The organism is Nonomuraea sp. NPDC049625, assembly GCF_040675285.1.
Taxonomy (GTDB): Bacteria; Actinomycetota; Actinomycetes; order Streptosporangiales; family Streptosporangiaceae; genus Nonomuraea; species Nonomuraea angiospora_A.
In genome coordinates, this window is the sequence record NZ_JBFAOQ010000018.1 from 92,628 (window position 1) to 113,635 (window position 21,008).

Genomic DNA, 21,008 nt, shown 5'->3' on the forward strand with positions numbered 1-21,008 from the left:
TCCCGCCAGCCGCGCGCCCGGTCGCGCGCCGCCGGCCACCGGTGCGGCCCCGCGACGTGCCAGACGGTGGCGTGCCCCAGGCCGAGCAGGTGCTCGGTCGCCTGCCTGCCCGCCTCCACGCCGGACGGGCCGGTGACCACCACGCGCGGCCCGTCGAGCCCGGGGATCGGCCGGAAGCTCAGCACGGGGACGTCCGGGTCGACGCGCAGGTCCTGGTCCCCGTCGATCGGGTCGGAGATCACGACGGCGTCCACGCCCTGGGCCAGCAGGGACTCGACCGCGTTCGTGACGGCGGCGCCCTCGCCCGCGTAGGCGACCGCGAACGCGTACCCGACCTGCCTGGCCTGCCGCTCCAGGGCGACGAGCAGGGATGCCGGGCCGTAGAGCGAGCTGCCGATCGAGGCGACCCCGATGCGGTGGAAGCGGCCCAGGTGGAGCGCCCTGGCCGCGGTGTTGCGGCGGTAGCCGAGCTCGCGCGCCGCGGCCAGCACCCGCTCGCGGACCTCCTCGGTGACGTACGGCTCGCCGTTCAGCACGCGCGAGACCGTCTTCTGCGACACGCCCGCGAGGGCGGCGACGTCGGTGCTGCTCGGGGGCTTTCGCCTGGCGTCGGACACTCGCGGCTCCTGGGTTATGACTACGTAGTCAGATTCGCCCGTGGTACGCGTCGATGTCAAGAGCGCTATCATTCAGATGATGTGAACATCTGAATGTTGGGAGTGTGGCTCGATGGTCAGGCTGACCCGGGCGCAGCAGCAGGAACGCACCCGAGCGGCCGTGCTGGCGGCCGCGAGGGAGGAGTTCGCCGAGCGCGGATACGCCGAGGCCAAGGTCGACCGGATCGCTGAACGGGCCGAGCTGACCCGCGGCGCGGTCTATTCGAACTTCCCGAGCAAGCGCGCCCTCTACCTGGCGGTCCTGGTCGGCTCGATCGGGCCCGTGGCGGCCGAGGAGGGCCCGCCGCCGTCCGGCGTGGCCGAGGCGCTGGGGGCCTTCGCCCGCGTGTGGCTCGAACGGCTGCCCCTGACCGGCGACACGTCCGCCGGGGGCAGGCTGCAGTCGCGCTCGCTGGCCGGGGTGTTCGACGACGAACCCGGCCGCGCCGCGCTGGGGCAGCTCGGCAGGCTGGAGGCGCTGCTGCTCGCCCTCGCGCTGGAGCCGCGCGCGCCGGGCCACGCGCGGCGGGTGCGGCTGGCCGAGCTGGTCCTCACGCTGCTGAGCGGAGCCGCTCACCTGGCCGAGACGGCGCCCGGCTTCGGCGACCCCTTCGACGTGGCCCGCGCCTGCCGGCACCTGGCCGGCCTCGACCTCGCCGACACGTGGGACCCGCCCCACCTGCCCTACGTCACCCCCGCGCGAGCCGTCCAGGACGCCTGGGAGTCGCCCGCGGAGCTACCGGACGAGCTCACCGGCCGCCGGACGGGGTTCGACGCCGACGGCGTGATCGCCGTCCTGGGGACCGGCCGGCTGGAGGCGGCCGAGGAGGCCGTCCGTGCCGCCCGCCCGGAGGATCGCGTCACCATCGCCGTGGTGACCGGCGATCCCGCCGAACTGGGGCGGCTCGTACGGCTCAGGATCGGCGACCTCGCCGGCAGCCTGCGCCGGGTGTTCGGCCCGGATCCCCGGCCGGGCCTGCACCTCGTCCTCGACGAGCACGCCGCCGTCGCCTCGGCCGCCGGGATCCCGGACGCGGACGACGCCACCGAGGCCGCGGTACGCGTCCAGGCGGGCCGGATCGTCGCCCGCGCCCACGGCCGGGGAGCCGCCCACGCCGCGGCCGTCACCAGACCCGCCCTCCCCCGTACCGACCGGTAGTGCGTCAGCGGACGTAGATGTTCGGCCTGGGCGGGGTGGGCATGCCGTCGCCGATGAAGAAGCTCGTGTGCGGCGGCTGGTTGTAGGCCGTGTTCTGCCACGCGACCGACACCCGGTAGAGCGGGTCGTGCATCAGGGTGTAGATGCGGCGGTCCGTGGGCGTGGTCGTGGCGTAGATCCGCAGGGCGCGGTTGTCGCTGGTGGGCCAGACGACCTCTTCGCGCCAGTCGCCGAACAGGTCCGCCGACAGCGACGGGGTGGCCTTGGTGCCGTTGTTGGAGTGCACGCCGGAGGCGGTCAGCAGGCGGGTGTCGCCGCTGGTGCCGTACTTGTCGATCCTGGTCTGGTCGAGCAGCTCCCGGAGCGGGTCGGCGTCCCACCAGACGAGGAAGTTGACCGAGGACGGCTTGCGGCCGGCGTTGTTGCCGGTGACGCTGCGCAGGTTGCCGTCGGCCGCGGACCAGAACTCACTGGCGATCCTGACCGTCGAGATGTCGCCGGCCACGCCGCGGCCGTTGTCGCCGTTGGCGGGGGTGGACCAGAGGATCTGGCCGGTGCGCGGGTCGATGTAGAGCGAGGACGGCTGGGAGCCCGACTCGCTCACCTTGAAGTACTCCAGGCCCGCCCTGCCCGGGTCGAAGTCGCCCAGGTGCTGGGCGTCGCCGTGGCCGGTGCCCGTGGTCCACATGCCGGTGCCGTTGTCGTTGACGGCCATGGCGCCGTACACGATCTCGTCCCTGCCGTCCTGGTCGACGTCCCCGACGGACAGGCTGTGGCTGCCCTGGCCGGTCCACTGGGAGCCCGCCGAGTTGCTGTCGAACGTCCAGCGCTTGGTGAGCGTGCCGTTGCGGAAGTCCCAGGCGGCGATGACGGAACGCGTGTAGTAGCCGCGGGCCATGATCAGCGAGGGGCGTTCGCCGTCCAGGTACGCGGTGCCGGCGAGGAAGCGGTCCACGCGGTTGCCGTACGAGTCGCCCCAGCTCGACACGGTGCCCCGGGGCGGGTCGTAGGAGACCGTGGACCTGGCGGCGCCGGTCTGGCCGTCGAACATCGTCAGGTATTCGGGGCCGGACAGGACGTAGCCGCTGGAGTTGCGGTAGTCGGCCGACGCGTTGCCGATGACCGTGCCCACGCCGTCCCTGGTGCCGTCGGCGGTCTTCATCGCGACCTCGGCCCGGCCGTCGCCGTCGTAGTCGTACACCTGGAACTGGGTGTAGTGGGCGCCCGCGCGGATGTTGCGGCCCAGGTCGATGCGCCACAGGCGGGTGCCGTCCAGCCGGTACGCGTCCACGTACACGTTGCCGGTGTAGCCCGACTGGGAGTTGTCCTTGGCGTTGGTCGGGTCCCACTTGAGCACGATCTCGTACCGGCCGTCGCCGTCCACGTCGCCCACGCCGGCGTCGTTGGCGTTGTAGGTGTAGGCGACCCCGTCCGGCGTCGTGCCGCCCGACGGCGGCTGGATCGGCACGTCGAGGTACGAGCCGCCGGTGAAGCGGAGCGAGGCGGGCGAGGCGGCCTGCTCGGCCCCGCCGACCACCGCCCTGACCGTGTACGAGGCGTCGGCGGCGGCGCCGTTGTCGAGGTAGTTGGTGGAGGCGGTGAGGTTCGTGGCGACCCTGGTCGAGCCCCGGTACACGTTGAAGGCCACGCCGTCGGGGTCGGTGCCGAGCAGCCGCCAGGACACGAGGTTGCCCGAACCGGACCGGACACTGGTCAGGCCGCGGTCGAGGTCCTCCATCTGCTTCGTGGGCGGGGCGGCGTGGGCGGGGACACCGCTGATCGTCGTAGCCAGGGCGAGGACTGCCGCCGCGCCGGCCAGTCGTAAGCGCATTCGCTCGGTTCCCTTCTTGGTAAGCGCTTTCCCGATGGGCGAAAAAGAAAGTTTCATCGGGGTGTTAGCGTTAACGGACGCAGGCCGGGACCGCGGATGTCAGGGACGAATGTCAGACCTGCGGAAATGGCCACAATGTCTCCTCGCCGGCAAACGGGGTCGCCGCGTCCGCGGCCCGGCGTATTAAAGCGGCCCCGTCTCCCGCTCGCAAGGGTCCGCTGTCACGGCCGAGTCATGCCCGGGTCAGGTGAGGGCGTCCAGCGCGCGGTCGACGTCGTCGGCGGTGGTGTAGACGTGGAAGCTGGCCCGCACCTTGCCCGCCCGCACGGCCGCGCGGATGCCGGCCGCCTCCAGGCGCTCGCCGGGGGCGTCCACGGAGACGATGGCCGAGTCGGACGGTTCGAGGCCGAGCCCGGCCCTGAAACGGTTGGCGAGGGCGACGTTGTGGTCGCGGATCCGCTCGACGCCGAGCTCGTCGAGCAGCTCGATGGCCGGGGCGGCGCCGACGTAGGAGAACCAGGCCGGCGACAGGTCGAACGCGCGGGCGTCCGGCGCGAGCCGCAGCGGCGGGCCGTAGTAGGAGCCGCCCTCGTCGGCCCCGGCGTACCAGTTGGCGGCCAGCGGGCGCATGCGCTCGCGCAGGCGGGGCGACAGGTAGCCGAACGCGGCCCCGCGCGGCGCCATCAGCCACTTGTACGCGGCGCAGGCCAGCGCGTCGATGCCCTCGACCCGGACCGGCAGCCAGCCGCAGGCCTGGGAGGCGTCGGCGATGACCAGCGCGTCGTGGGCCCGGGCGGCGGCCACGACGTCCTGGAGCGGGGCGACGTACCCGGTGGCGGACTGGACGAGGCTGAAGGCGACGGCGTCGGTGGAGCCGGTGACGGCGTCGGCCAGCCGGTCGGCGGGCACGGTCTCGACCTCGGCGGCCACCGCCCACGGGAACAGGTTGCTGGTGAACTCGATCTCCGGCACCACGACGCGCGCGCCCGGCGGCAGCGCGGTGGCGACCGTGGACATGATCTGGGAGGCGGTGGAGCTGACGGTGACGTCGGCGACGGGCGCGCCGATGAGCCGGGCGAAGGCGGCGCGGGAACGGCCCACCGAGGCGTCCCATGGTTTCCAGTCGCCGCTGCCGTGCCGCCATTCGGTGAGGACGGCTTGGAGCTCTTCGAAGGCGTGGCGAGGGGGCAGGCCGTAGGAGGCGGTGTTGAGCCAGCCGGGAGCGGCGTCCCAGAGCTCGTGCGCCGAGGCGATGTCCATGGGGCCAGCCTAAGGTCGCCGGCCGCCGGTTTCAGTTGGGGCGTTTCAGCAGCCGGCCGATGACCAGGCGGGTGAGCTTCTCGGCGTTCCCGGCGATGGAGCCGTCCGGGTCGACGCCCACCGAGCGGCCGTACTCGACCGTTCCGTGGAGGTTGCTCAGCCGGAACTCGTACGTCACCTTGTACCGTCGGAGGCTGCTCGTCGCGGCGTCGGTGTAGGTGAACGCGTCGTGGGCCAGGCCGTCGACCTCGCGGTAGTTCGTGTGCAGCCGGGACGCGACCCGCTTCGAGATGTCGAACGTGGCGTCCGACATCGTCTCGCTGTCCAGCGTGTTCAGCGTGATGGACAGCTCGCCGCGCTTGGCCTCCGGGATCGCGTAGTCGCTCTTCCACGAGCATGAGGTGAAGTCGCCCTTGACGTACGTGAACGGTTTGCCCGCCGAGGGGGCGAGCTCCCGTACGAGGTCGTCGGAGACCAGCTTGCACGGTTCGGGGGGTTTGGCGAACGGCGGGATGTCGTCCGGCACGGGCGCGGCGGCCGGGCCCGTGCCGGAGGCGGCGGCCGGGGGCGCCGCGGTGGTGCCGACGGGGACGAGCAGCGCGAGGCCCGCGCCCAGCACCGCGGCGACGGCCACGGCAGGGACGAGGGCGGCCGGCCTGACGCGCGGCGAGCTCTTGGCCGGGGCCGGGGGAGGGACGGGGGCGTCGGCGGGGACGGGCCGGCCGACGATCTCGACGCCGCCGACCGTGACGGTCGCGACCTCGAAGGCCGGCCGCGCGGCGGCGCCCCGCAGGGCCGCGTGGACGGCGGCCGCGTCCGGGCGGCGGGCCGGGTCGGGGTCGAGGAGGTCGCGCAGGAGGGCGGTGAACGGGTCCTTCGCCTCGATCGCGATCCCCTGCCGGACGGCCTCCGCGGTGGCGGCGGGTGTGGCCCGGACGAAGGGCGGCCTGCCGAGCGCCGCCGCGTAGAGGATCGCGCCGAGCGCCCAAAGGTCGGCGGCAGGCCCCGTCATGCCCCCGTCACCGTCGTGGGGGGTGAGCTCCGGTGCCGTGAAGCCGGGCAGCCTGGCGGCCGTTTCGGTGGCCAGGGCCGGGATGGCGAAGTCGTTCAGCACCACGTGGCCGCCCGGGGCCAGCAGGACGTTGCCCGGGTGCAGGTTGCCGTGGGTGACGCCGTGCCGGTGCGCGTACGTCAGCGCGTCCAGCACGCGCAGGCCGATCGCGGCGGCCGCGGCCGGGCCGAGGGCGGCGCGCTGGTGGAGTTCGGCGCGCAGGGACCAGCCGTTGACGATCGGGGAGAGGATCCACACCTCGGCGCCGGCGCCGACGACCTCGTGGATGGGGTGGATCGACGGGTGCCGCAGGCTCCCCGCGGCCATGGCCTGCCGGCGTACCTCGTCGAAGCCGGCCCGGCCCTCCGGGAGCGGCAGGCGCTTGGCCGCCACCTCCATGCCGGTGCGGCGGTCGAACACCCGCAGAGCGCGGCCGGGCGCGCCCTGGGCGAGGGGGCCGATCGGGTGGAAGCGGTCGCCGCTCATGATTTCCCCTGGAGTCTGGCCGCGGTGGTGCGTGCCGCGCGCATGGCGGTGTCCCGCATCTCGGAGGTGACCGCGGAGCCGTTCCCCATCACGGACACCTCGATCACCATCGTGCGGACACGCAGCCAGACGTTGCTGCTCACGCTGGACAGGATGCCCACGGTGGTGTCCTGGGAGAAGCACTCGTCGCCGAGGCCGGGCACGTTCTTGACGGGGGTGGTGACCGCGCGCTCCACCTTCGAGGTGCCGGTCTGCGACTGCCGGCGTTTGCGGAGGGCGTCGAACACCTTGCGCGCGGTGTCCACGTTCGGCTGGGTCTTGATCGTGACGCCGGCGCCGTCCACGGTGACGGAGCACGTGGACGACTTGCTCGGCAGTACCCGGTCGGTGGGGACGACCACCGCGCACGGGTCGGGGGAGGGGGCCGCCGCCGCGGTCCGGGACCGGCTCGGGGTCGCGGGGGTGGTGGTGGCGGGGGTGGTGGCGGCGGCCGAGCCGCGGGTCGCGGTGCCGGGTCTGGCGATGGCGAGGGCCGCCACGGTGGCGACGAGCGCGGTCGCGGCGGTGACGGCCACCCACAGCGTACGGCGCCCGCTCGCGGACCTGACCTCGGTGGGCACGGTCCGCACCTCGGCCGCGACGGCCGCCGCGCGGGCCGCCGCCTCGGCGAGGACGGCACGGACCTCCGCCCCGTCGCGCGCCCGGTCGAGCGCGGCCCGGAACGCGGCCGCCTCCCGCAGCTGGGGAAGGAGCGCTGGGGAGGCGGCCGCGTTGCCCGGGTGGGGCGTGGAGCCCCCGTCCAGGGCGAACATGAGGGTGGTGACGAGCATGCGCACATCGACGGCGGGGGCGGCGTCCGGCCTGGTGGTGCCGAGGCCCGCGAGGACGGTCTCGCCGGTCGCGGCGATGAGGACGTTGCCCGGCGTGACCGCGCCGTGCACGTGCCCGTGCGCGTGGACGACGGCCAGCGCGTCGAGCAGCCGCAGCCCCATCGCCGCGACCCGGCCCGGCTCCAGCGGTCCCTCGGCGGCGGTGACCCGGTCGAGCGAACCGCCCCTGATGAGGTCCATGACGACCCAGGGCTGAGGGCCGGAGGCGAGGACGTCGTGCACGGTGACGAGCCCGGGATGGCTCAGCGACGCCGCGAACCTGGCCTCGGCCAGCACCCGCTCCCGCTCGCCCGCCCCCGAGCCCGGCCGGGCGGTGGTGAGGGGGATTCGCTTGACCGCCACGTCGCGGTGCAGGACCTCGTCCCTGGCCAGCCAGGTGCCGCCACCTGGGCCGAGCGGCTCGACCAGGGTGTAGCGTCCCGCCAGTACGGTGCCCCTCATCGCGTCAGCGCCTCGACGACCGAACGGGCCGCGGCACCCGCCTGCTCGGGCAGGGCGGGGTCCTGGGCGACCTCACGCCGCAGCGTCAGCTTGGCCACCAGGTTGCTCACCCGGAAGACGATCGCGACCTCGGTCTGCGGCCGGCGATCGTCGGTGACGGTCCATGTCATCGCCTCGTCGCCGAGCCCCTTGAGGTCGGTGATCTCGGAGCTCTTGCCCAGGGAGGAGTATTTCCTGCTCCGTTCGGCCTCGTCCCGCCGCGAGTCGAAGTCGTCGGCGGCCAGCGCGATCTCCGCGTGGGTGCCGGTCGGCTCCTGCATCTCCAGTTCGAGCCGCAGCGACCGGGATTCCTTGGCCAGGCTCTGATGCCAGGTGCATTCGGCGTTCTCCCTCGGCATGATCAACGCCTTCGGGACGGCTTTGGCGGCCTGCTCCGGGGTGAGGAGGCCGCACGCGCGCGGCAGGGCGGCGAACCGCCCCGCCCCGTCCGTCGCCGACGGTGCGGCGGCGACGGACGCGGGGGCCGCCGCGGAGGTTCTCCCGAGCTGGGGTACGACGACCGCGCCCGCGCCGACCAGGGCCGCGACGGCCAGGGCGCCCAGCACGACCGGCAGCCGCACTCCGGGCGGGGTGGCCCGCGGCGGTTCGGGAAGTACGGCTGTAGCGGCCGGCCCCTGCACGACCGCCTCCAGCCAGCCCCGGAGCCGTTCTGCACCGGGACGCTTGTGTGGATCCTTGTCCAGCGCGGCGGCCAGCACCGGCCACAGCACGCTCCCCGAGGGGGCGGGCGGCTCGGTGAGGACGGCGCTCAGCGTGGCGACGGCGCTGTCCCTGGCGAACGGGCCGCGCCCTTCGACGGCGGTGTAGAGGGTGGCGGCCAGCGACCACAGATCCGAGGCCGGTCCCGCGGCCCCTGACCAGGCATCCGAGCCGGGCCCGGCGGCTCGTGGCGACGTCGGGCCGGTCGGCTGGATGGCGGTCCGATCCGCAGGACCCGCACCGGTCGGGTCGGTGGGTGGAACCACGGTCCGGTCGGTGGCGTGACCATCGGTCGGGCCTGTGGGCTGGATGAGGGTGTGGTCCGTGGCGGGGACGTGGTCTGTGGTGCGGGCATGGTCCGCACTGGGAGCCTGCTCTGTACTGGGAGCGTGGCCTGTACTGGGAGCGTGGCCTGTGCTGGGAGCGTGGCCTGTGCTGGGGGCGTGCTCTGTGCCGGGAGGGTGCAGGCATTCGGGAGCCGTGTAGCCCGGGGTGCCGACCGGTGTGCCGGGCAGGCCGCCGACCAGGGTGGCGATGCCGAAGTCCGTCAGCACCACGCGCCCGTCCCCCGCCAGCAGCACGTTGGCCGGCTTGACGTCCCGATGCAGCACCCCCGCCGCGTGCGTGGCCGCCAGTGCGGACAGCACCCGCAGCCCGATCTCGGCCGCGCGGCGCGCGGGCAGCGGCCCGTTCTCGCGGAGGACCTGCTCCAGGGACGGCCCGTGGACCAGCTCCATCACGATCGCCGGATCCCCGTCCTCGACGATCAGGTCGTGCACGGCCACGATCGAGGGATGCCGCAGCGCGGCGGCCGTCCTCGCCTCGGCCAGCGCGCGGTCGCACAGGGCGGCCCGCGACGCGGCGTCCAGCCCGGGGGCCAGCCGCACCCGCTTGACCGCCACCTCCCGCCCCAGGCTCTCGTCGCGGGCGCGCCAGACGACGCCCATGCCGCCCTCGCCGACGGGCTCGATGAGCCGGTACCTGCCTCCGATCAGCGACGTCATGTCACCCCCGCCTGCTCAGCGCGGCGGCCGTCAGCTTGGCGGCCCGCAGCGCGGCCGAGCGCACCCGCGCCGCCTCCGTGCCGTCGAAGTCGACGTACTCGACCTCCACCACCATGTTGCTGACCCGGAACACGACGTTGGACCTCACCATGGTCCCCGACTTCCGCTCGGAGACGTCGTACTGGAACGCCTCCTCACCGACCCCGGCGACCGGGGCGGCGGCGGTGGACGTGGTGCCGATCGGCCACTGCATCCCGACGGCGCCCCACTGCCACACCCCGCCGCTGGACCCGTCGCCGTTGATGGTCCGCTTGTTGAGGAACTCCTCGTGGGCCTCCACGGGGAGGGCCTCCCAGTAGTCCTTGTTCTGGGCCTTCGTGGGCTTGACGGAGAGCCCGACCTTCCGTTTCGTCCAGGCGCAGCCGTCCTCCTCGTGGTCGCGCTTCAGCTCGCGCCCGTACGCCGTCTCCTTGACCTGCGCGCCGGTGAGCAGCGTGCAGAAGTCGACCGGCACCGTGAACCTGCCCTTCGCCGGCTCTTTCGACGGCGGGGTTGCGGCCGGGGGAGCGGCGGCGGACGCGGGCGGGGCGGCCGCGCGGGGCGGCGGCGGGTCAGGGGTGTCGCGGGCGACGCCGTACCAGGCGAGGGTCCCGACGACGGCGAGCCCGGTGACGGCGGCGGCCACCGGGACGGCCCTGCCGAGGTGCGGGCGCGGACGCCGGGGACGGTCCATGGGAGCCGGTGCACCGGAGGCGGCGGCCTCCAGCCACCGGCCCGCCAGCGCGGGGTCCGGGCGGTCGGCGGCCTCGCGCGACAACATGCGCAGCAGCACCGGCCCCAGCGCCGCACCCGCCCGCGCGGACGGCCGCGGATCCTCGGTGAGCACCCGGTGCAGCGTCGCCAGCGGTGACGCGGTGTGGAACGGCGAGGTGCCCTCCACCGCCGTGTACAGCGTGGCGGCCAGCGACCACAGGTCCGACTGCGGCCCGCCGCGTTCGCCCCGCAACCGCTCGGGCGCGATGAACCCCGGCGAGCCGATCAGCAGCCCCGACTGCGTGATGGTGACCTGGCCGTCGATCCTGGCGATGCCGAAGTCCGTCAGCACGGCCCGGCCGTCGTCACACAGGAACACGTTGCCGGGCTTGACGTCGCGGTGCTGGATGCCCTGCCGGTGCGCGACCGACAGGGCCGTCAGCAGGTCGGCGCCGAGCCGGGCCACCCGCTGCGGCGCCCACGGGCCGTCGTCGCGGATCGAGTCCTGCAGCGTGCGCCCGCGCAGCAGCTCCATGACGATCCACGGGCGGCCGTCCTGGGAGAACACGTCGTGGACGGTGGCGATGCCCGGATGGCTCAGCCGCGCCGCCGCGTACGCCTCCCGCACCGTGCGCTCGCACAGCTCGGCGCGCTCCTCCGCCGCGATGTCGGGCGAGAGCAGCACCTCCTTGACCGCGACCTCGCGGTTGAGCGTCTCGTCACGGGCGAGCCAGACGGTGCCCATGCCGCCTCGGCCGAGCGCCCGGATCAGCCGGTAGCGCTCGGATAACAGGGACTCGGGGGGATTGTCGATCATCGTTGGTCACATGGTGGTCGTTGGTACGATGCCTCGGCCAGACCCTTTGCAGCCTAGTGAAAACAAGCTGCTCGCCGGTGTCCGAGAAGAGGGTTCGTGGGGCTGCTGCGCATTCATTTCACGGCGGACGACGTGGCGCGCACGACAGTGGCCGCGGGCGCGGACCCGTTGTGGGAGGTCGTGCTCAGCAGTTTCCGGCTGCAGGACAAGGACAAGGCGCCGGCCTTCCGGCCCTGGGAGCGCGCCCTGCGCGAGAGCCCGGCCAGGCTTTCCAGGATGGCCTCCGGGCTGCGCTGGCTGACCGCGCTGGCGCCCGAGGCGCCGTACTTCCCCGACTTCCTCACGCCGGCGGCGGCCCGCGACGGGCTGCAGGCCGGGCTCGACGCGTTGCGCGCCACCCCGAGCCGCCGGTTCCGCCACGAGCTGGAGTTGCTCGCCCGGCACGTGCCCATCCCCGCCTGGCTGGGCGCGCTCGCCGACCGCCCGTCCGCGCCCGTGGCCGAGCTGGCCGCCGCCCTGGCCGGCTACCACGCCGCGGCCATCGCCCCGTACCACGACCTCATCCAGCCCGCGGTGGAGGCCGACCGGGCCTGGCGCGCCGGCCGCCTGCTCAACTCCGGCGTGGAGGGCCTGCTGAGCAGCATGAAGCCGATGATGCGCTGGCGCTCGCCGGTGCTGGAGGTCGACTACAGCGTGGACCGCGACCTGCACCTGCGCGGCCGGGGGCTGACGCTGGTGCCGTCCTTCTTCTGCCGCCGCGTGCCGGTCTCGCTGGCCGACCCCGAACTGCCGCCGGTGCTGATCTATCCCATCGACGCCGCGTTCCGGTGGCAGCCGGGCGAGCGGACGCCTGGCTCGGTGGAGGCGCTGATCGGCGCCGCCCGCGCCGCCGTCCTGCAGGCCGCCGACGGCGGGGCCACCACCACGGAGCTGGCGCGGCGGGCGGGCGTGTCGCTGGCGGCGGCCAGCCGGCACGCGAAGGTGCTGCGGGAGGCGGGCCTGATCAGGAGCGTGCGCCGGGGCCCCGCCGTGCTCAACCTGCTGACCCCGCTGGGCAGCGGCCTGCTCGGGCCTGTGCCGCCGGCCTCGAAGTAGCGGTCCTGTTCGACGTGCTGACCCTCCCCGCCGAAGGCCCCGCTTCCGACGAGACGAACGTCGCCTTGCTTCTCGATGGAGTCAGCCGGGTTGCCGCGTCGCTGCGGAAGGTGCCCATGCGGGAGTTCATCGATGGCGCCACGCGACGTCGTCGAGTGCGAGGAACGGCGAGAGCGCGACCGCGGTCGGCGTCATCCCGGCGAAGGCCACGACGTCTCTGTGAAGGTGCGACTGGTCGGCGTAGCCGCTTTCCGCCGCCACCGAGGCGGCACGGTGGCCGGCGGCGAGACGGTGGGCCGCGTGGTCGAAGCGGATGAGCTGGGCGACCCGCTTGGGGGTGAGGCCGACCTGGGCGCGGAACCGAGACCAGAGGCGCTTACGGCTCCATCCGGTCTCGGTGACCAGTCGTTCGACCCGGATCCGCCCCCGGGTGGCCACCATCTGCCCCCAGGAGAAGGCGACTTCCGGGTCGACAGCGCGGCCCGCTTCCTCCCGCCGGGCCAGCGCGGCCTCCGCGATCGCGAATCGCTCCTCCCACGACCCGGCGGCACGCAATTGCTCCTGGATTCGTACGGCGTCTCGTCCCCAGAGGTCATCGAGGGCGACCACCGTCCCGCTCAGCTCCGAGGAGGCGCCCAGGACCGCGTGCGCGACCATCGGCGAAAGCCGCAACTGCAGGCACTCGGAACTCCTGGCCATCCCCCGCCCTCGGGCCCCGTTGGGTGCGAGTCCGGCGACGACGCGTTCTCGCTGCCGCGCGCCACGGCCGTCCTCGACGACGAACGGCTGGTCGCCGAGGTCGAAGATCACCGTGACCGCGGGGTGCGGGACCAGCGCGACGTCGCGGAACTCGTTCGCCCGGTCGCTGAACCCCGCCATCACGACCCTCGGCAGCCGGCCGGGCCGCGACCGACCGCCTGGCGGAACAGTCCTCGGGCACGGGGCATGGCCATGAGAGTGACGACGCTCATGGCCCCGGCGGACTGGCCGGCGACGGTCACCCGCCCCGGATCGCCGCCGAACGCGGCGATGTTGTCCTGGACCCACTCGAGCGCGGCGATCTGGTCCAGCAGTCCCAGGTTGGCGGTGCCGTCATCGAGGTGGAGAAAGCCCTCGGCGCCGAGCCGGTAGTCGATCGTGACGCACACGACCCCGTCGCGGGCGAAGGACGTGCCTCGGTAGCCGGCGACGGATCCGGACCCCTGCGTGAACATGCCGCCGTGGATCCAGACCAGCACCGGCAGGCCGGATCCCCCGGGATCGGGGGTCCACACGTTGAGGTTCAGGCATTCCTCGCCAGGGATCACGACCTCCGGGAACAGCGCCGCGCTCTCCAGGCCGCCGTCGCCTTTCGGGCAGGTCGGCCCGTAATCGGCAGCGCGGCGCTCGCCTGCCCACCGCGCGGGTGGCTCCGGAGGCCGCATGTGGCGCGCCCCGAAGGGCGGGGCGGCGTACGGGATCCCGAGGAACGCCGCCACGCCCCGGTCCGTCCGGCCCCGCAGCCGGCCACTCGCCACCTGAACCCCTGGCGCGCTGTCCACGGTGTTCGTCATCATCTCTCCTGTCGCTCGGAGCTCCGCGGCCGTCGCACGTGGAGCCGTGCCTGACGCGAGATCGAGCATCACAAGCGCGGGGCCAGGGTGTCTTGGACGAATATTCCGTCGCGGGAGACGGCGCGGGCCCGCGAACGGGCCCGCGCAGGGGGCGTGGTCAGCGGGCGGAGGCGGTGTAGGTGTGGCCCGGCCGGGTGTCGAAGGCGAAGGTCGTCTCGCCGGTGTTCGCGGCGCGGCCGAAGGTGAGCGGCACGGGCCGGTGCGTGGCGGTGTCCACCACGACCGGGCGGCCCGAGCGCCACGGGCTCGCCAGGGTCGCCCGCCCGCCCTTCTCGCTGGTCAGCGTGATGGACGAGACCTCGCGTCCGGCCCGCCGCTCGGCGGAGAGCAGGAACGCGCCCTTGGCGCGCAGCCGTACGAACTTGCCGTCACGGCCGGCGGGCCAGTCCGGGAAGACCCGGATCACGTCCTCGAACCTCTGCAGGAACATCGAGTTCACGGTTTCGAGCGAGCCCGAGGTCTCCAGGCCGCCGCCCGACTGCGCCACGGTCAGGTTCGGCCGCCACAGAAGCTTGATCACGGCCGTGAACCTGCCGATGAGGTCCTCGGGATCCCAGCCCGCGCGGGCCGCGATGGTGAACGTCTTCGGGAACCCGTTGATGGAGGAACCACGTGATCCCGGCAGGAACGGATCCACCCAGTCCAGGGTGTTCCGGACCTTCCGCAGCTGTTCCGGGTCACCGCCGATGGCCAGGTTGTCGCTCGGGTGGACGACGCCCTCCAGGTTGATGGGCTGGTCGTTCTTGTTGAGCAGCGCATTGCCCTTGATCGGATTCTCGATCTTGGTGGCGAGCAGGATGACGTCCAGGCCGTCCATGGTCGCCGTCGGGTACGGCGCCAGGTCGTCCAGGTAGCCCTGCCAGACCGGCCGCAGCTCCGCGTCCACCCCGAGCACCCGGCTGTACTCGATCAGCGCGGTCAGCGTCCGCCGGATGTAGCCGAGGTCGTAGGTCGAGTCGACGTCGTCGCCGCCCTCGTTCACGGCGCTGTTCAGGACGTGGTACTTGCCGTCGTCGCCCTTGACCACGTAATCCATCCAGAACTCACCCAGTTCCTTGAGGAACGGGTAGGCCGTGGTGCGCAGGAACTCCTCGTCCCGGGTGTACTCCCAGTTCCACAGGAACGGGATGGCGGCGAATGTCCCGTTGGTCTTCTGGTCGGCGAGCTTCTTCGGCGACTTGGGGCCGGTCACCGGGACCTCGGCGGGGGCGGGACGGGTCTGGTTGTACGGGTAGATGGTCCGGCTGAAGGTCAGCCCCTTGTACCCGGCGGCATGAGTGGTGTTGCGTTGGTACGGAAGCTCGGCCACCACCGTCTTGTAGTAGGGGGCGGCCAGCTCGGGCCGGTTGGCGGAGTAGACGCCGTAGAACGGGGCCTGGGTGTTGTAGTTCAGCCAGTAGCGGTTGGAGCCGCCGGTCTGGTCGATGGTGCGCCACGGCGAATAGGTGCCGGGCAGGAACGAGCCCGCGCGGCTGGCGGCGCCCATCGCGTACAGGGCGCCGTAGTAGTACTTGTTGAGGATCGGGTCGCCGGTGTCGACGTACGACTTCAGCCAGAACCGCTTCCACCACTCGCGGTGCGCGGACCGGGCCCGGTCGAGGTCGCGGCCGTCGAGGCCGTGCACCCGGTCCACCGCCTCGGTGACGAAGTCGTTCAGCGGCGTGGGGTTGGCGTAGCCGCCGTTGCCGTGCAGCGTCGTGACCAGTCGCACGGGCCGGCCGGGGGCCAGCTCGAAGGCGAGGCGGGCGAGGTTGCCCGACGGCGTGCTCGCGGTGACCGGGGTGCGCGAGCCGATGACCCTGGCCGACGCGGCCGCCTTGGACACCCAGCCGCTCTCGCCGTCCGCGCCGGTCGTGCGGGTGATCCACACCTGACCGTCCCCGGCGACCCCCGTCGTGCCGGCGGGCACGGTCAGGTCGGCCTGGAGCGGCAGCGGCTGCGCGCCGTCGGGGATCGACAGCTCGGTGACCAGCAGGTTCTCGCCGTCGGCGGTCCAGGTGCGGGTGCTCAGCACCCGGCCGTCAACCGTCTGGGAGCCGCGGACCTCCCCGTTGAGGATGTCCTGCCGCTGGCGGTAGTTCGGGTCGTCGCCGAGTGCGCCGGTGAGGACGTTCCTCTGGCCGCCGAACAGCTGCAGGTCCCGGACGAAGGCCTTCTGGTTCGGGTCGGCGGGGTCGCGCACCGCACCCGTGACCAGCAGGCGCACGTGGCGGGCGGTGAAGGCGGGCACGGTCCGGTCGGTCAGCTCGGCCGTGTTGTCCGTGACCGTGTCCACGTCGGTCCAGGTGACGCCGTCGTCGCTCTTCTGCAGGGCGAAGCTCCGGGTGTTGAGCGCCTGGAAGTTGGCGGCCCTGCCCTGGTAGCCGTTGTGCCTGACCACCCAGCGGTCGACCGTCTTCACCCCGCCCAGGTCGACGGCGACCCATTGCGGGTCGGACGCGCTCGCGCCGGTCCGCGACACCCAGCGGGTCTCGGGGTCTCCGTCGGTCACGCAGGCGGCGGTGCACTCGAGGGTGTCCTTGGCGGCGGGGGTGGCCGCGGCGTGCGCGGGGCCGATGGAGATCGTGCCGAACGGCAGCTGCCCGTTGCCGCTGTGCCAGAAGTCGGACTTGGACAGGTAGTACGTCTGCCGCTGGTCGCGGGCGTCGGACGTGACGTGCAGGTCGCCGTTGCCCAGGAGCAGACCGGCGGTGTAGCGGGCGGTCTGCACGGCGTTGAGGGCCGGGGGAGCGGTGTAGGCGTCGTCGATGGCCGACAGGAGCCTGCGGATGTCCTGCCACTCCGACGCGCCGGCCTGGGCGGGCGCCGGGGTGAGGCCGACCACCGAGGTGGTCAGCACGGCGAGGGCGAGCAGGGCGCGGTGCCTCATAGGGGGTGCTCTCCGTTCAAGAGGGTTTGTACGGTCGCGGTACGGCGGGCCCGTTCGGCGGCGAAGACCACGCGGTGGCTGTCGACGCTCTCCTGGATCCCGGACAGGATCAGCTCGGGCCGCCCCTCGTGCAGGGCGGTGACGAACGACTCGATCAGGGCGGCGTCGCCGCCGGCGTGGCCTTCCGCCGCGCTGGAGCCGTCCAGCGAGGTGTCGATGATGGTCGTTTCTTCCGACAAAAAGTCATAAATGTGGATAAAGCGGCCGTCGCCGGTCAGCTGGCCCGCGGTGCCGAACAGCTTGGTGTGCCGGTTCTCCAGCGGCGTGAACGCGGTCATCGTGAACGACGCGGTGACCCCGCCCTCGTACTCGATGGTCACCACCTGGTGGTCCACCACGTCGTTGTCGCTGGCGTACACGCAGCGCCCGTAGGGGCCCTCGGCCAGCGCCGCGGTGACCGCCTCCTCGGTGAGCGGGCCGCCGGTCATGACCCGGGTGAAGTACTGCTTGGTGCCGCCGTCGCGCAGCCCGTCGCGGTAGAGCCGCACGGCCGAGTACGGGCACCCGGGCTCGATCGGGCACTCCAGGCACCGGTCGGCGGCGCCCGGAGGCCGCTGGTCGGCGCGGAAGTGGCGCAGCCCGCCGAAGGACGACACGCGCTCGGCCCTGCGCCCCACGACGTGGCCCAGCCAGTCGATGTCGTGACACGACTTGGCCAGCAGCGCGAACGTGGCCTCGTCCGCGCGCCGCCAGTTGCCGCGGACGAACGAGTGCGCGAAGTGGTACCACCCGACCGGCTCCAGGTGCTCCACGCTGACGACGTCGCCGATCCGGGGGAGCACCTCGCGGAGCCTGCGCGTGTAGGGGGTGTATCGCATGACGTGGCAGATCGCGATCATGGCGCCGGTACGGGCCGCCGCCTCGCCGATGGCCACCGTGTCCGCCTCGGTGGGGGCGATGGGCTTCTCCAGCAGGATGTCGTAGCCCTGCTCGGCGAAGACCTCGGCCGGCGCCAGGTGATCGGCGTCCAGCGTGGCCACGATCACCGCGTCGGCGATCCTGCCGAGGCCGGCCAGCTCCTTCCAGTCGCGGAATACCCGCTCGGGCGGGAGCGCGTGGCGTGCCGCGAACTCCTGCCGGGCGGCCGCGCGCGGCTCCGCCACCGCCACGACCCGCGCCCGGTCCGGCCGGCGCGCGGCCAGCTCGGCGTAGGCCGTGCCGCGCGCGCCCGCGCCCACCACGGCCAGAGTGATCGGCCGGTCGAGGGCCTCCCCGATGTGGTCCCTCAAGTTGATCATCCTTTGACCGCTCCCCCGGTGAGTCCCTTGACGAAGTGCTTCTGCAGCGCGAAGTAGAAGATGAGGATGGGCAGGGCCGACAGCACCATCAGGCCGAACATGTCGCCGTAGTCCCGCTGGAACTGGCCGAGCGCGCGGTAGACGCCCACGGTGACCGTGGTGCCGCCGGCCGGGCCGAGGATGATGAGCGGGTTGAGGAAGTCGTTCCAGATCCACACGCCCAGGAAGATCAGCACGCTGGCCGTGGCCGGGCGCAGCAGCGGGAAGACCACCCGCCAGAACGTGCCGAACGGGCCCGCCCCGTCGATCGAGGCGGCCTGCTCCAGCTCGACCGGGATGGCCCGGATGAAACCGGAGAAGACGAACACCCCGAACGGCACGTAGTACCCGACGTTGAACAGCACCAGCCCGCTGATCGTGCCCATCAGGCCGGTCAGGTTGAGCACCTGCGTGACCGGGACCAGGATCACCTGCGGCGGGATCATCAGCCCGGCCAGCAGCACCAGCAGCGTGATCCGCGCGAAGCGCGACGGGGTGCGGCAGATGTAGTGGCCCAGCATGGCCGACACGACCGTGAGGATCACGATCGACAGCAGGGTCACGGAGACGCTGTTGATCAGCCCGTTCCAGAACAGGTGGTCGGGGCGCGTCAGCGCCTGCGTGAGGTTGTCCAGCGTCGGCGGGATCGGCGGCGCCGCCGGGGAGGCGGTGATGTCCGGCCCGTGCTTGAAGACGTTGGCCACGACCAGGTAGAGCGGCAGGAAGAACGCGCCGGCCACCACGGTCGAGACCAGCGGGCGCAGCCACCTCACAGGTCCACCTCCCTGCGGTTGAGCAGGCGCAGCGCGACGGCGGAGACCGTCGCGACGATCACGAGCATGAGGATCGCCATCGCCGAGGACTCGCCCGTGCGGTTGGCGGTGAAGCCGACCTGGATGACGTCGAAGGCCACGGTCGCCGTGGTGCCCAGCCCCGGACCGCCCGCCGTCAGCACCTGGATGTGGTCGTACGCCTTGAACCCGGTGATCAGCAGCATCACCGTGTTCGTGGTCAGCGCGGGCGCCAGGAGCGGCCAGGTGACCTTGCGGAAGCGCGTCCAGGAGCCCGCGCCGTCGATGGCCGCCGCCTCGTGCAGCGACTGGGGCACGCCCTGCAGCGCGGCCAGGTAGACCACCGAGCAGAAGCCGAGCATCTGCCAGCTGATGATGAAGCCGATGGAGTACAGCGCCAGGTCGGGGTCCGACAGCCAGCCGACGCGGACCCCGAGCAGCCGGTTGACCAGGCCCTCGTCCTGCAGCATGGCCATCCACACCACGCTCACCACCACCGAGCTCAGCACGACGGGGACGAAGAAGACGCTGCGCAGCGCCCGGTAGAGCCAGCCGGCGCGGTCGAGCAGCACGGCCACGCCGACGCCGGCCACGTTGGGCACGATCACGATGATCAGCGTCAGGATCGTGGTCACCTTCAACGAGGTCAGGAAGGACGGGTCGGCCAGCAGGCGCAGGTAGTTGTCCGGCCCGACGAAGCGCGTCCGCGTGGCGAACAGGCTGGCGTCGGTGAGGCTGTAGCCGAAGCTGAGCAGGATCGGCGCGAGCACGAAGCAGGCGTAGACCAGCACGCCCGGGGCGACGAAGCTCAGCAGGTACGTCAGCCGCTGCCAGGGGACGGCCGCGGTGCGCGCGGCGGCCCGCTTGTCGAGGAACATCTACCGGCCGCCCGCCTTGACCCACTCCGCGTCCAGCGCCTTCGCCGCCGCGGCGCCGTCGGTCTTGCCCGCGATGATCTCCTGGGCCAGCGCGAACACCTTGTCGCCCATGCCCGGCAGCAGCGAGTCGTCGCCGGTCTCGACCGTGAAGGCGTTGACCGCCCTGCCCGCCTTGAACACCTCGAGCGTGGCGTTGTAGACCGGGCCCATCGGCGGCGGCCGATAGCCGTTGATCGCGATGATGGCCGCGTCGCTCCTGACGAGCACGTCGTTGTTGGCGGCGTCCTGATTGAACTCCAGCGCGAACGTCCTGGCCGCCTCGAGGTTCTTGGATCTGGCGTTCACGATGGGGCCGCCGCCCGTGTACAAGGGCACCACCACCTGGCCGTCGTCGGTGGGCCAGGCGAAGACGCCGATCTCGAACGGCGGCTTGCCTGCGTCGGCTGCGGCGGCGAACCAGGACCCCATCGGGTACATGGCGCCCTTGCCGTCCAGGAACGCCTTCTCGGTCGACGGGTAGTCGCGCGACAGCCCGGCCTTGTCGACGTACCCCTTCCCGACCAGGTCGGCGAACTTCTGGGTCGCCTTGACGAAGGCCGGGTCGCCGAACCTGACCTGCCCGGCGCGCCGCTTGACCAGGAAGTCCGGCTGCCGGGCGTAGACGTCGGCGCCGACGAGCGCGATCCAGATGTAGCCGGCCGCGAACGCGTCCTTGCCGCCGCCGCCCACCACGAACGGGTTGATTCCCTTGGCCTTGAGCCTGGCCGAGACGTCGAGCAGCTCCGCGTAGGTCTTCGGCGGCGCGTCGACGCCGGCCTCGGCGAAGAGCTTCTTGTTGTAGTAGACCAGCGGGGTCGGCTGGGAGTTGTAGGGGAGCTGGTAGATCTTGCCGCCCAGCGGGTTGGAGCGCGGGTGGGCGTAGTTCTTCAGCTCCTCCTCGCTCCAGGCGTACAGGTTGCCGCTCTCCGCGAGCCCGCTGGGCGCGATGGCCTGCATGACGTCGGGCAGCTGATCCGAGGCGAGCAGTTGCTTGGCGTAGGCGTTGCGCTCGCCCGCGCTCGGCGCCACGAGCTTCTTCACCGCGATGTCGGGGTGCTTGTCGGTGACGCGCTTGATGGCCGCGTCCCAGTACTCCGGCGTCAGGTTGGGCGTCTCGAACACCAGGAAGGAGATCTCCTTCTTGCCGTTCGCCACTGGCTGCTGTGACCCTGCCGGCGCGCATGCGGCGAGTGTCAGGGCAGCGGTGGCCAGCACGATGGCCTTGTTCACCTGGGGTCCTCTCTAGGGGGTGGCCGACCGGCGGCACCGCGCCGCGGGT

At 72.7% G+C, this 21,008-nt stretch carries 16 protein-coding genes; 2 read left to right on the top strand and 14 right to left on the bottom strand.

Annotated features, from left to right (window positions below):
* Window positions 1-617: LacI family DNA-binding transcriptional regulator (locus AB0J87_RS51070; protein ID WP_363980054.1), on the bottom strand; the 617-nt coding region annotated here is incomplete at its 3' end.
* A 112-nt stretch (window positions 618-729) separates the two neighbouring features.
* On the opposite strand from AB0J87_RS51070, the gene AB0J87_RS51075 reads away from it, so the two are divergent.
* Window positions 730-1,815, top strand: a complete 1,086-nt coding sequence (locus tag AB0J87_RS51075; RefSeq protein WP_363980057.1) for a helix-turn-helix domain-containing protein — start codon at window positions 730-732, stop codon at window positions 1,813-1,815.
* Between the two features lie 4 nt (window positions 1,816-1,819).
* Here AB0J87_RS51075 and AB0J87_RS51080 read toward each other — a convergent pair whose 3' ends face one another.
* The 6 genes from AB0J87_RS51080 to AB0J87_RS51105 all read right to left on the bottom strand — a co-directional run bounded on the left by AB0J87_RS51080 (window position 1,820) and on the right by AB0J87_RS51105 (window position 11,107).
* Complete coding sequence (locus tag AB0J87_RS51080; protein ID WP_363980060.1) at window positions 1,820-3,646, bottom strand: rhamnogalacturonan lyase; 1,827 nt, start codon at window positions 3,644-3,646, stop codon at window positions 1,820-1,822.
* Between the two features lie 243 nt (window positions 3,647-3,889).
* A complete protein-coding gene (locus AB0J87_RS51085) occupies window positions 3,890-4,906 on the bottom strand; it encodes an aminotransferase class V-fold PLP-dependent enzyme (protein ID WP_363980063.1) in 1,017 nt (338 codons plus the stop codon).
* 31 nt (window positions 4,907-4,937) lie between these two features.
* Entirely contained in the window at window positions 4,938-6,443 is a 1,506-nt protein-coding gene (locus AB0J87_RS51090) for a serine/threonine-protein kinase (RefSeq protein WP_363980066.1), read from the bottom strand.
* Window positions 6,440-7,774, bottom strand: coding sequence for a serine/threonine-protein kinase (locus AB0J87_RS51095; protein ID WP_363980069.1), 1,335 nt, complete (start codon window positions 7,772-7,774; stop codon window positions 6,440-6,442). The genes AB0J87_RS51090 and AB0J87_RS51095 overlap by 4 nt, the downstream gene beginning before the upstream one ends.
* On the bottom strand, window positions 7,771-9,537 hold the full coding sequence (locus AB0J87_RS51100) for a protein kinase (protein ID WP_363980072.1): 1,767 nt from the start codon (window positions 9,535-9,537) through the stop codon (window positions 7,771-7,773). Before AB0J87_RS51100 ends, AB0J87_RS51095 begins: the two co-directional genes overlap by 4 nt.
* Before the next feature lies 1 nt (window position 9,538).
* Window positions 9,539-11,107 carry a serine/threonine-protein kinase gene (locus tag AB0J87_RS51105; RefSeq protein ID WP_363980075.1) on the bottom strand — a complete coding sequence of 523 codons (1,569 nt, stop codon included), beginning with the start codon at window positions 11,105-11,107 and terminating at the stop codon, window positions 9,539-9,541.
* 96 nt (window positions 11,108-11,203) lie between these two features.
* Between AB0J87_RS51105 and AB0J87_RS51110 the strand changes: the two genes are divergently transcribed.
* The gene (locus tag AB0J87_RS51110) at window positions 11,204-12,202 is read left to right on the top strand and encodes a winged helix-turn-helix domain-containing protein (RefSeq protein WP_363980078.1); all 999 of its coding nucleotides are present in this window, start codon (window positions 11,204-11,206) and stop codon (window positions 12,200-12,202) included.
* 126 nt (window positions 12,203-12,328) lie between these two features.
* On the opposite strand, the gene AB0J87_RS51115 is transcribed toward AB0J87_RS51110, so the two are convergent.
* The 7 genes from AB0J87_RS51115 to AB0J87_RS51145 all read right to left on the bottom strand — a co-directional run bounded on the left by AB0J87_RS51115 (window position 12,329) and on the right by AB0J87_RS51145 (window position 20,959).
* Entirely contained in the window at window positions 12,329-13,081 is a 753-nt protein-coding gene (locus AB0J87_RS51115; protein WP_363980081.1) for a helix-turn-helix domain-containing protein, read from the bottom strand.
* Window positions 13,081-13,758, bottom strand: a complete 678-nt coding sequence (locus tag AB0J87_RS51120) for a carboxylesterase family protein (protein WP_363980083.1) — start codon at window positions 13,756-13,758, stop codon at window positions 13,081-13,083. The genes AB0J87_RS51115 and AB0J87_RS51120 overlap by 1 nt, the downstream gene beginning before the upstream one ends.
* 154 nt (window positions 13,759-13,912) lie before the next feature.
* Complete coding sequence (locus AB0J87_RS51125; protein WP_363980086.1) at window positions 13,913-16,684, bottom strand: discoidin domain-containing protein; 2,772 nt, start codon at window positions 16,682-16,684, stop codon at window positions 13,913-13,915.
* Complete coding sequence (locus AB0J87_RS51130; protein WP_363980089.1) at window positions 16,681-17,973, bottom strand: Gfo/Idh/MocA family oxidoreductase; 1,293 nt, start codon at window positions 17,971-17,973, stop codon at window positions 16,681-16,683. The genes AB0J87_RS51125 and AB0J87_RS51130 overlap by 4 nt, the downstream gene beginning before the upstream one ends.
* 5 nt (window positions 17,974-17,978) lie before the next feature.
* Window positions 17,979-18,794 carry a carbohydrate ABC transporter permease gene (locus AB0J87_RS51135; protein WP_363980092.1) on the bottom strand — a complete coding sequence of 272 codons (816 nt, stop codon included), beginning with the start codon at window positions 18,792-18,794 and terminating at the stop codon, window positions 17,979-17,981.
* The gene (locus AB0J87_RS51140) at window positions 18,791-19,690 is read right to left on the bottom strand and encodes a sugar ABC transporter permease (protein ID WP_363980094.1); all 900 of its coding nucleotides are present in this window, start codon (window positions 19,688-19,690) and stop codon (window positions 18,791-18,793) included. Before AB0J87_RS51140 ends, AB0J87_RS51135 begins: the two co-directional genes overlap by 4 nt.
* Entirely contained in the window at window positions 19,691-20,959 is a 1,269-nt protein-coding gene (locus AB0J87_RS51145) for an extracellular solute-binding protein (RefSeq protein ID WP_363980097.1), read from the bottom strand. It lies immediately after the preceding gene.
* Window positions 20,960-21,008 lie beyond the last annotated feature (49 nt).

Coding starts and splice junctions, on each gene's coding strand:
- AB0J87_RS51075 (WP_363980057.1), top strand. CDS start 730: ATGGTCAGGCTGACCCGGGCGCAGCAGCAGGAACGCACCCGAGCGGCC.
- AB0J87_RS51080 (WP_363980060.1), bottom strand. CDS start 3,646: ATGCGCTTACGACTGGCCGGCGCGGCGGCAGTCCTCGCCCTGGCTACG.
- AB0J87_RS51085 (WP_363980063.1), bottom strand. CDS start 4,906: ATGGACATCGCCTCGGCGCACGAGCTCTGGGACGCCGCTCCCGGCTGG.
- AB0J87_RS51090 (WP_363980066.1), bottom strand. CDS start 6,443: ATGAGCGGCGACCGCTTCCACCCGATCGGCCCCCTCGCCCAGGGCGCG.
- AB0J87_RS51095 (WP_363980069.1), bottom strand. CDS start 7,774: ATGAGGGGCACCGTACTGGCGGGACGCTACACCCTGGTCGAGCCGCTC.
- AB0J87_RS51100 (WP_363980072.1), bottom strand. CDS start 9,537: ATGACGTCGCTGATCGGAGGCAGGTACCGGCTCATCGAGCCCGTCGGC.
- AB0J87_RS51105 (WP_363980075.1), bottom strand. CDS start 11,107: ATGATCGACAATCCCCCCGAGTCCCTGTTATCCGAGCGCTACCGGCTG.
- AB0J87_RS51115 (WP_363980081.1), bottom strand. CDS start 13,081: ATGGCGGGGTTCAGCGACCGGGCGAACGAGTTCCGCGACGTCGCGCTG.
- AB0J87_RS51120 (WP_363980083.1), bottom strand. CDS start 13,758: ATGATGACGAACACCGTGGACAGCGCGCCAGGGGTTCAGGTGGCGAGT.
- AB0J87_RS51125 (WP_363980086.1), bottom strand. CDS start 16,684: ATGAGGCACCGCGCCCTGCTCGCCCTCGCCGTGCTGACCACCTCGGTG.
- AB0J87_RS51140 (WP_363980094.1), bottom strand. CDS start 19,690: ATGTTCCTCGACAAGCGGGCCGCCGCGCGCACCGCGGCCGTCCCCTGG.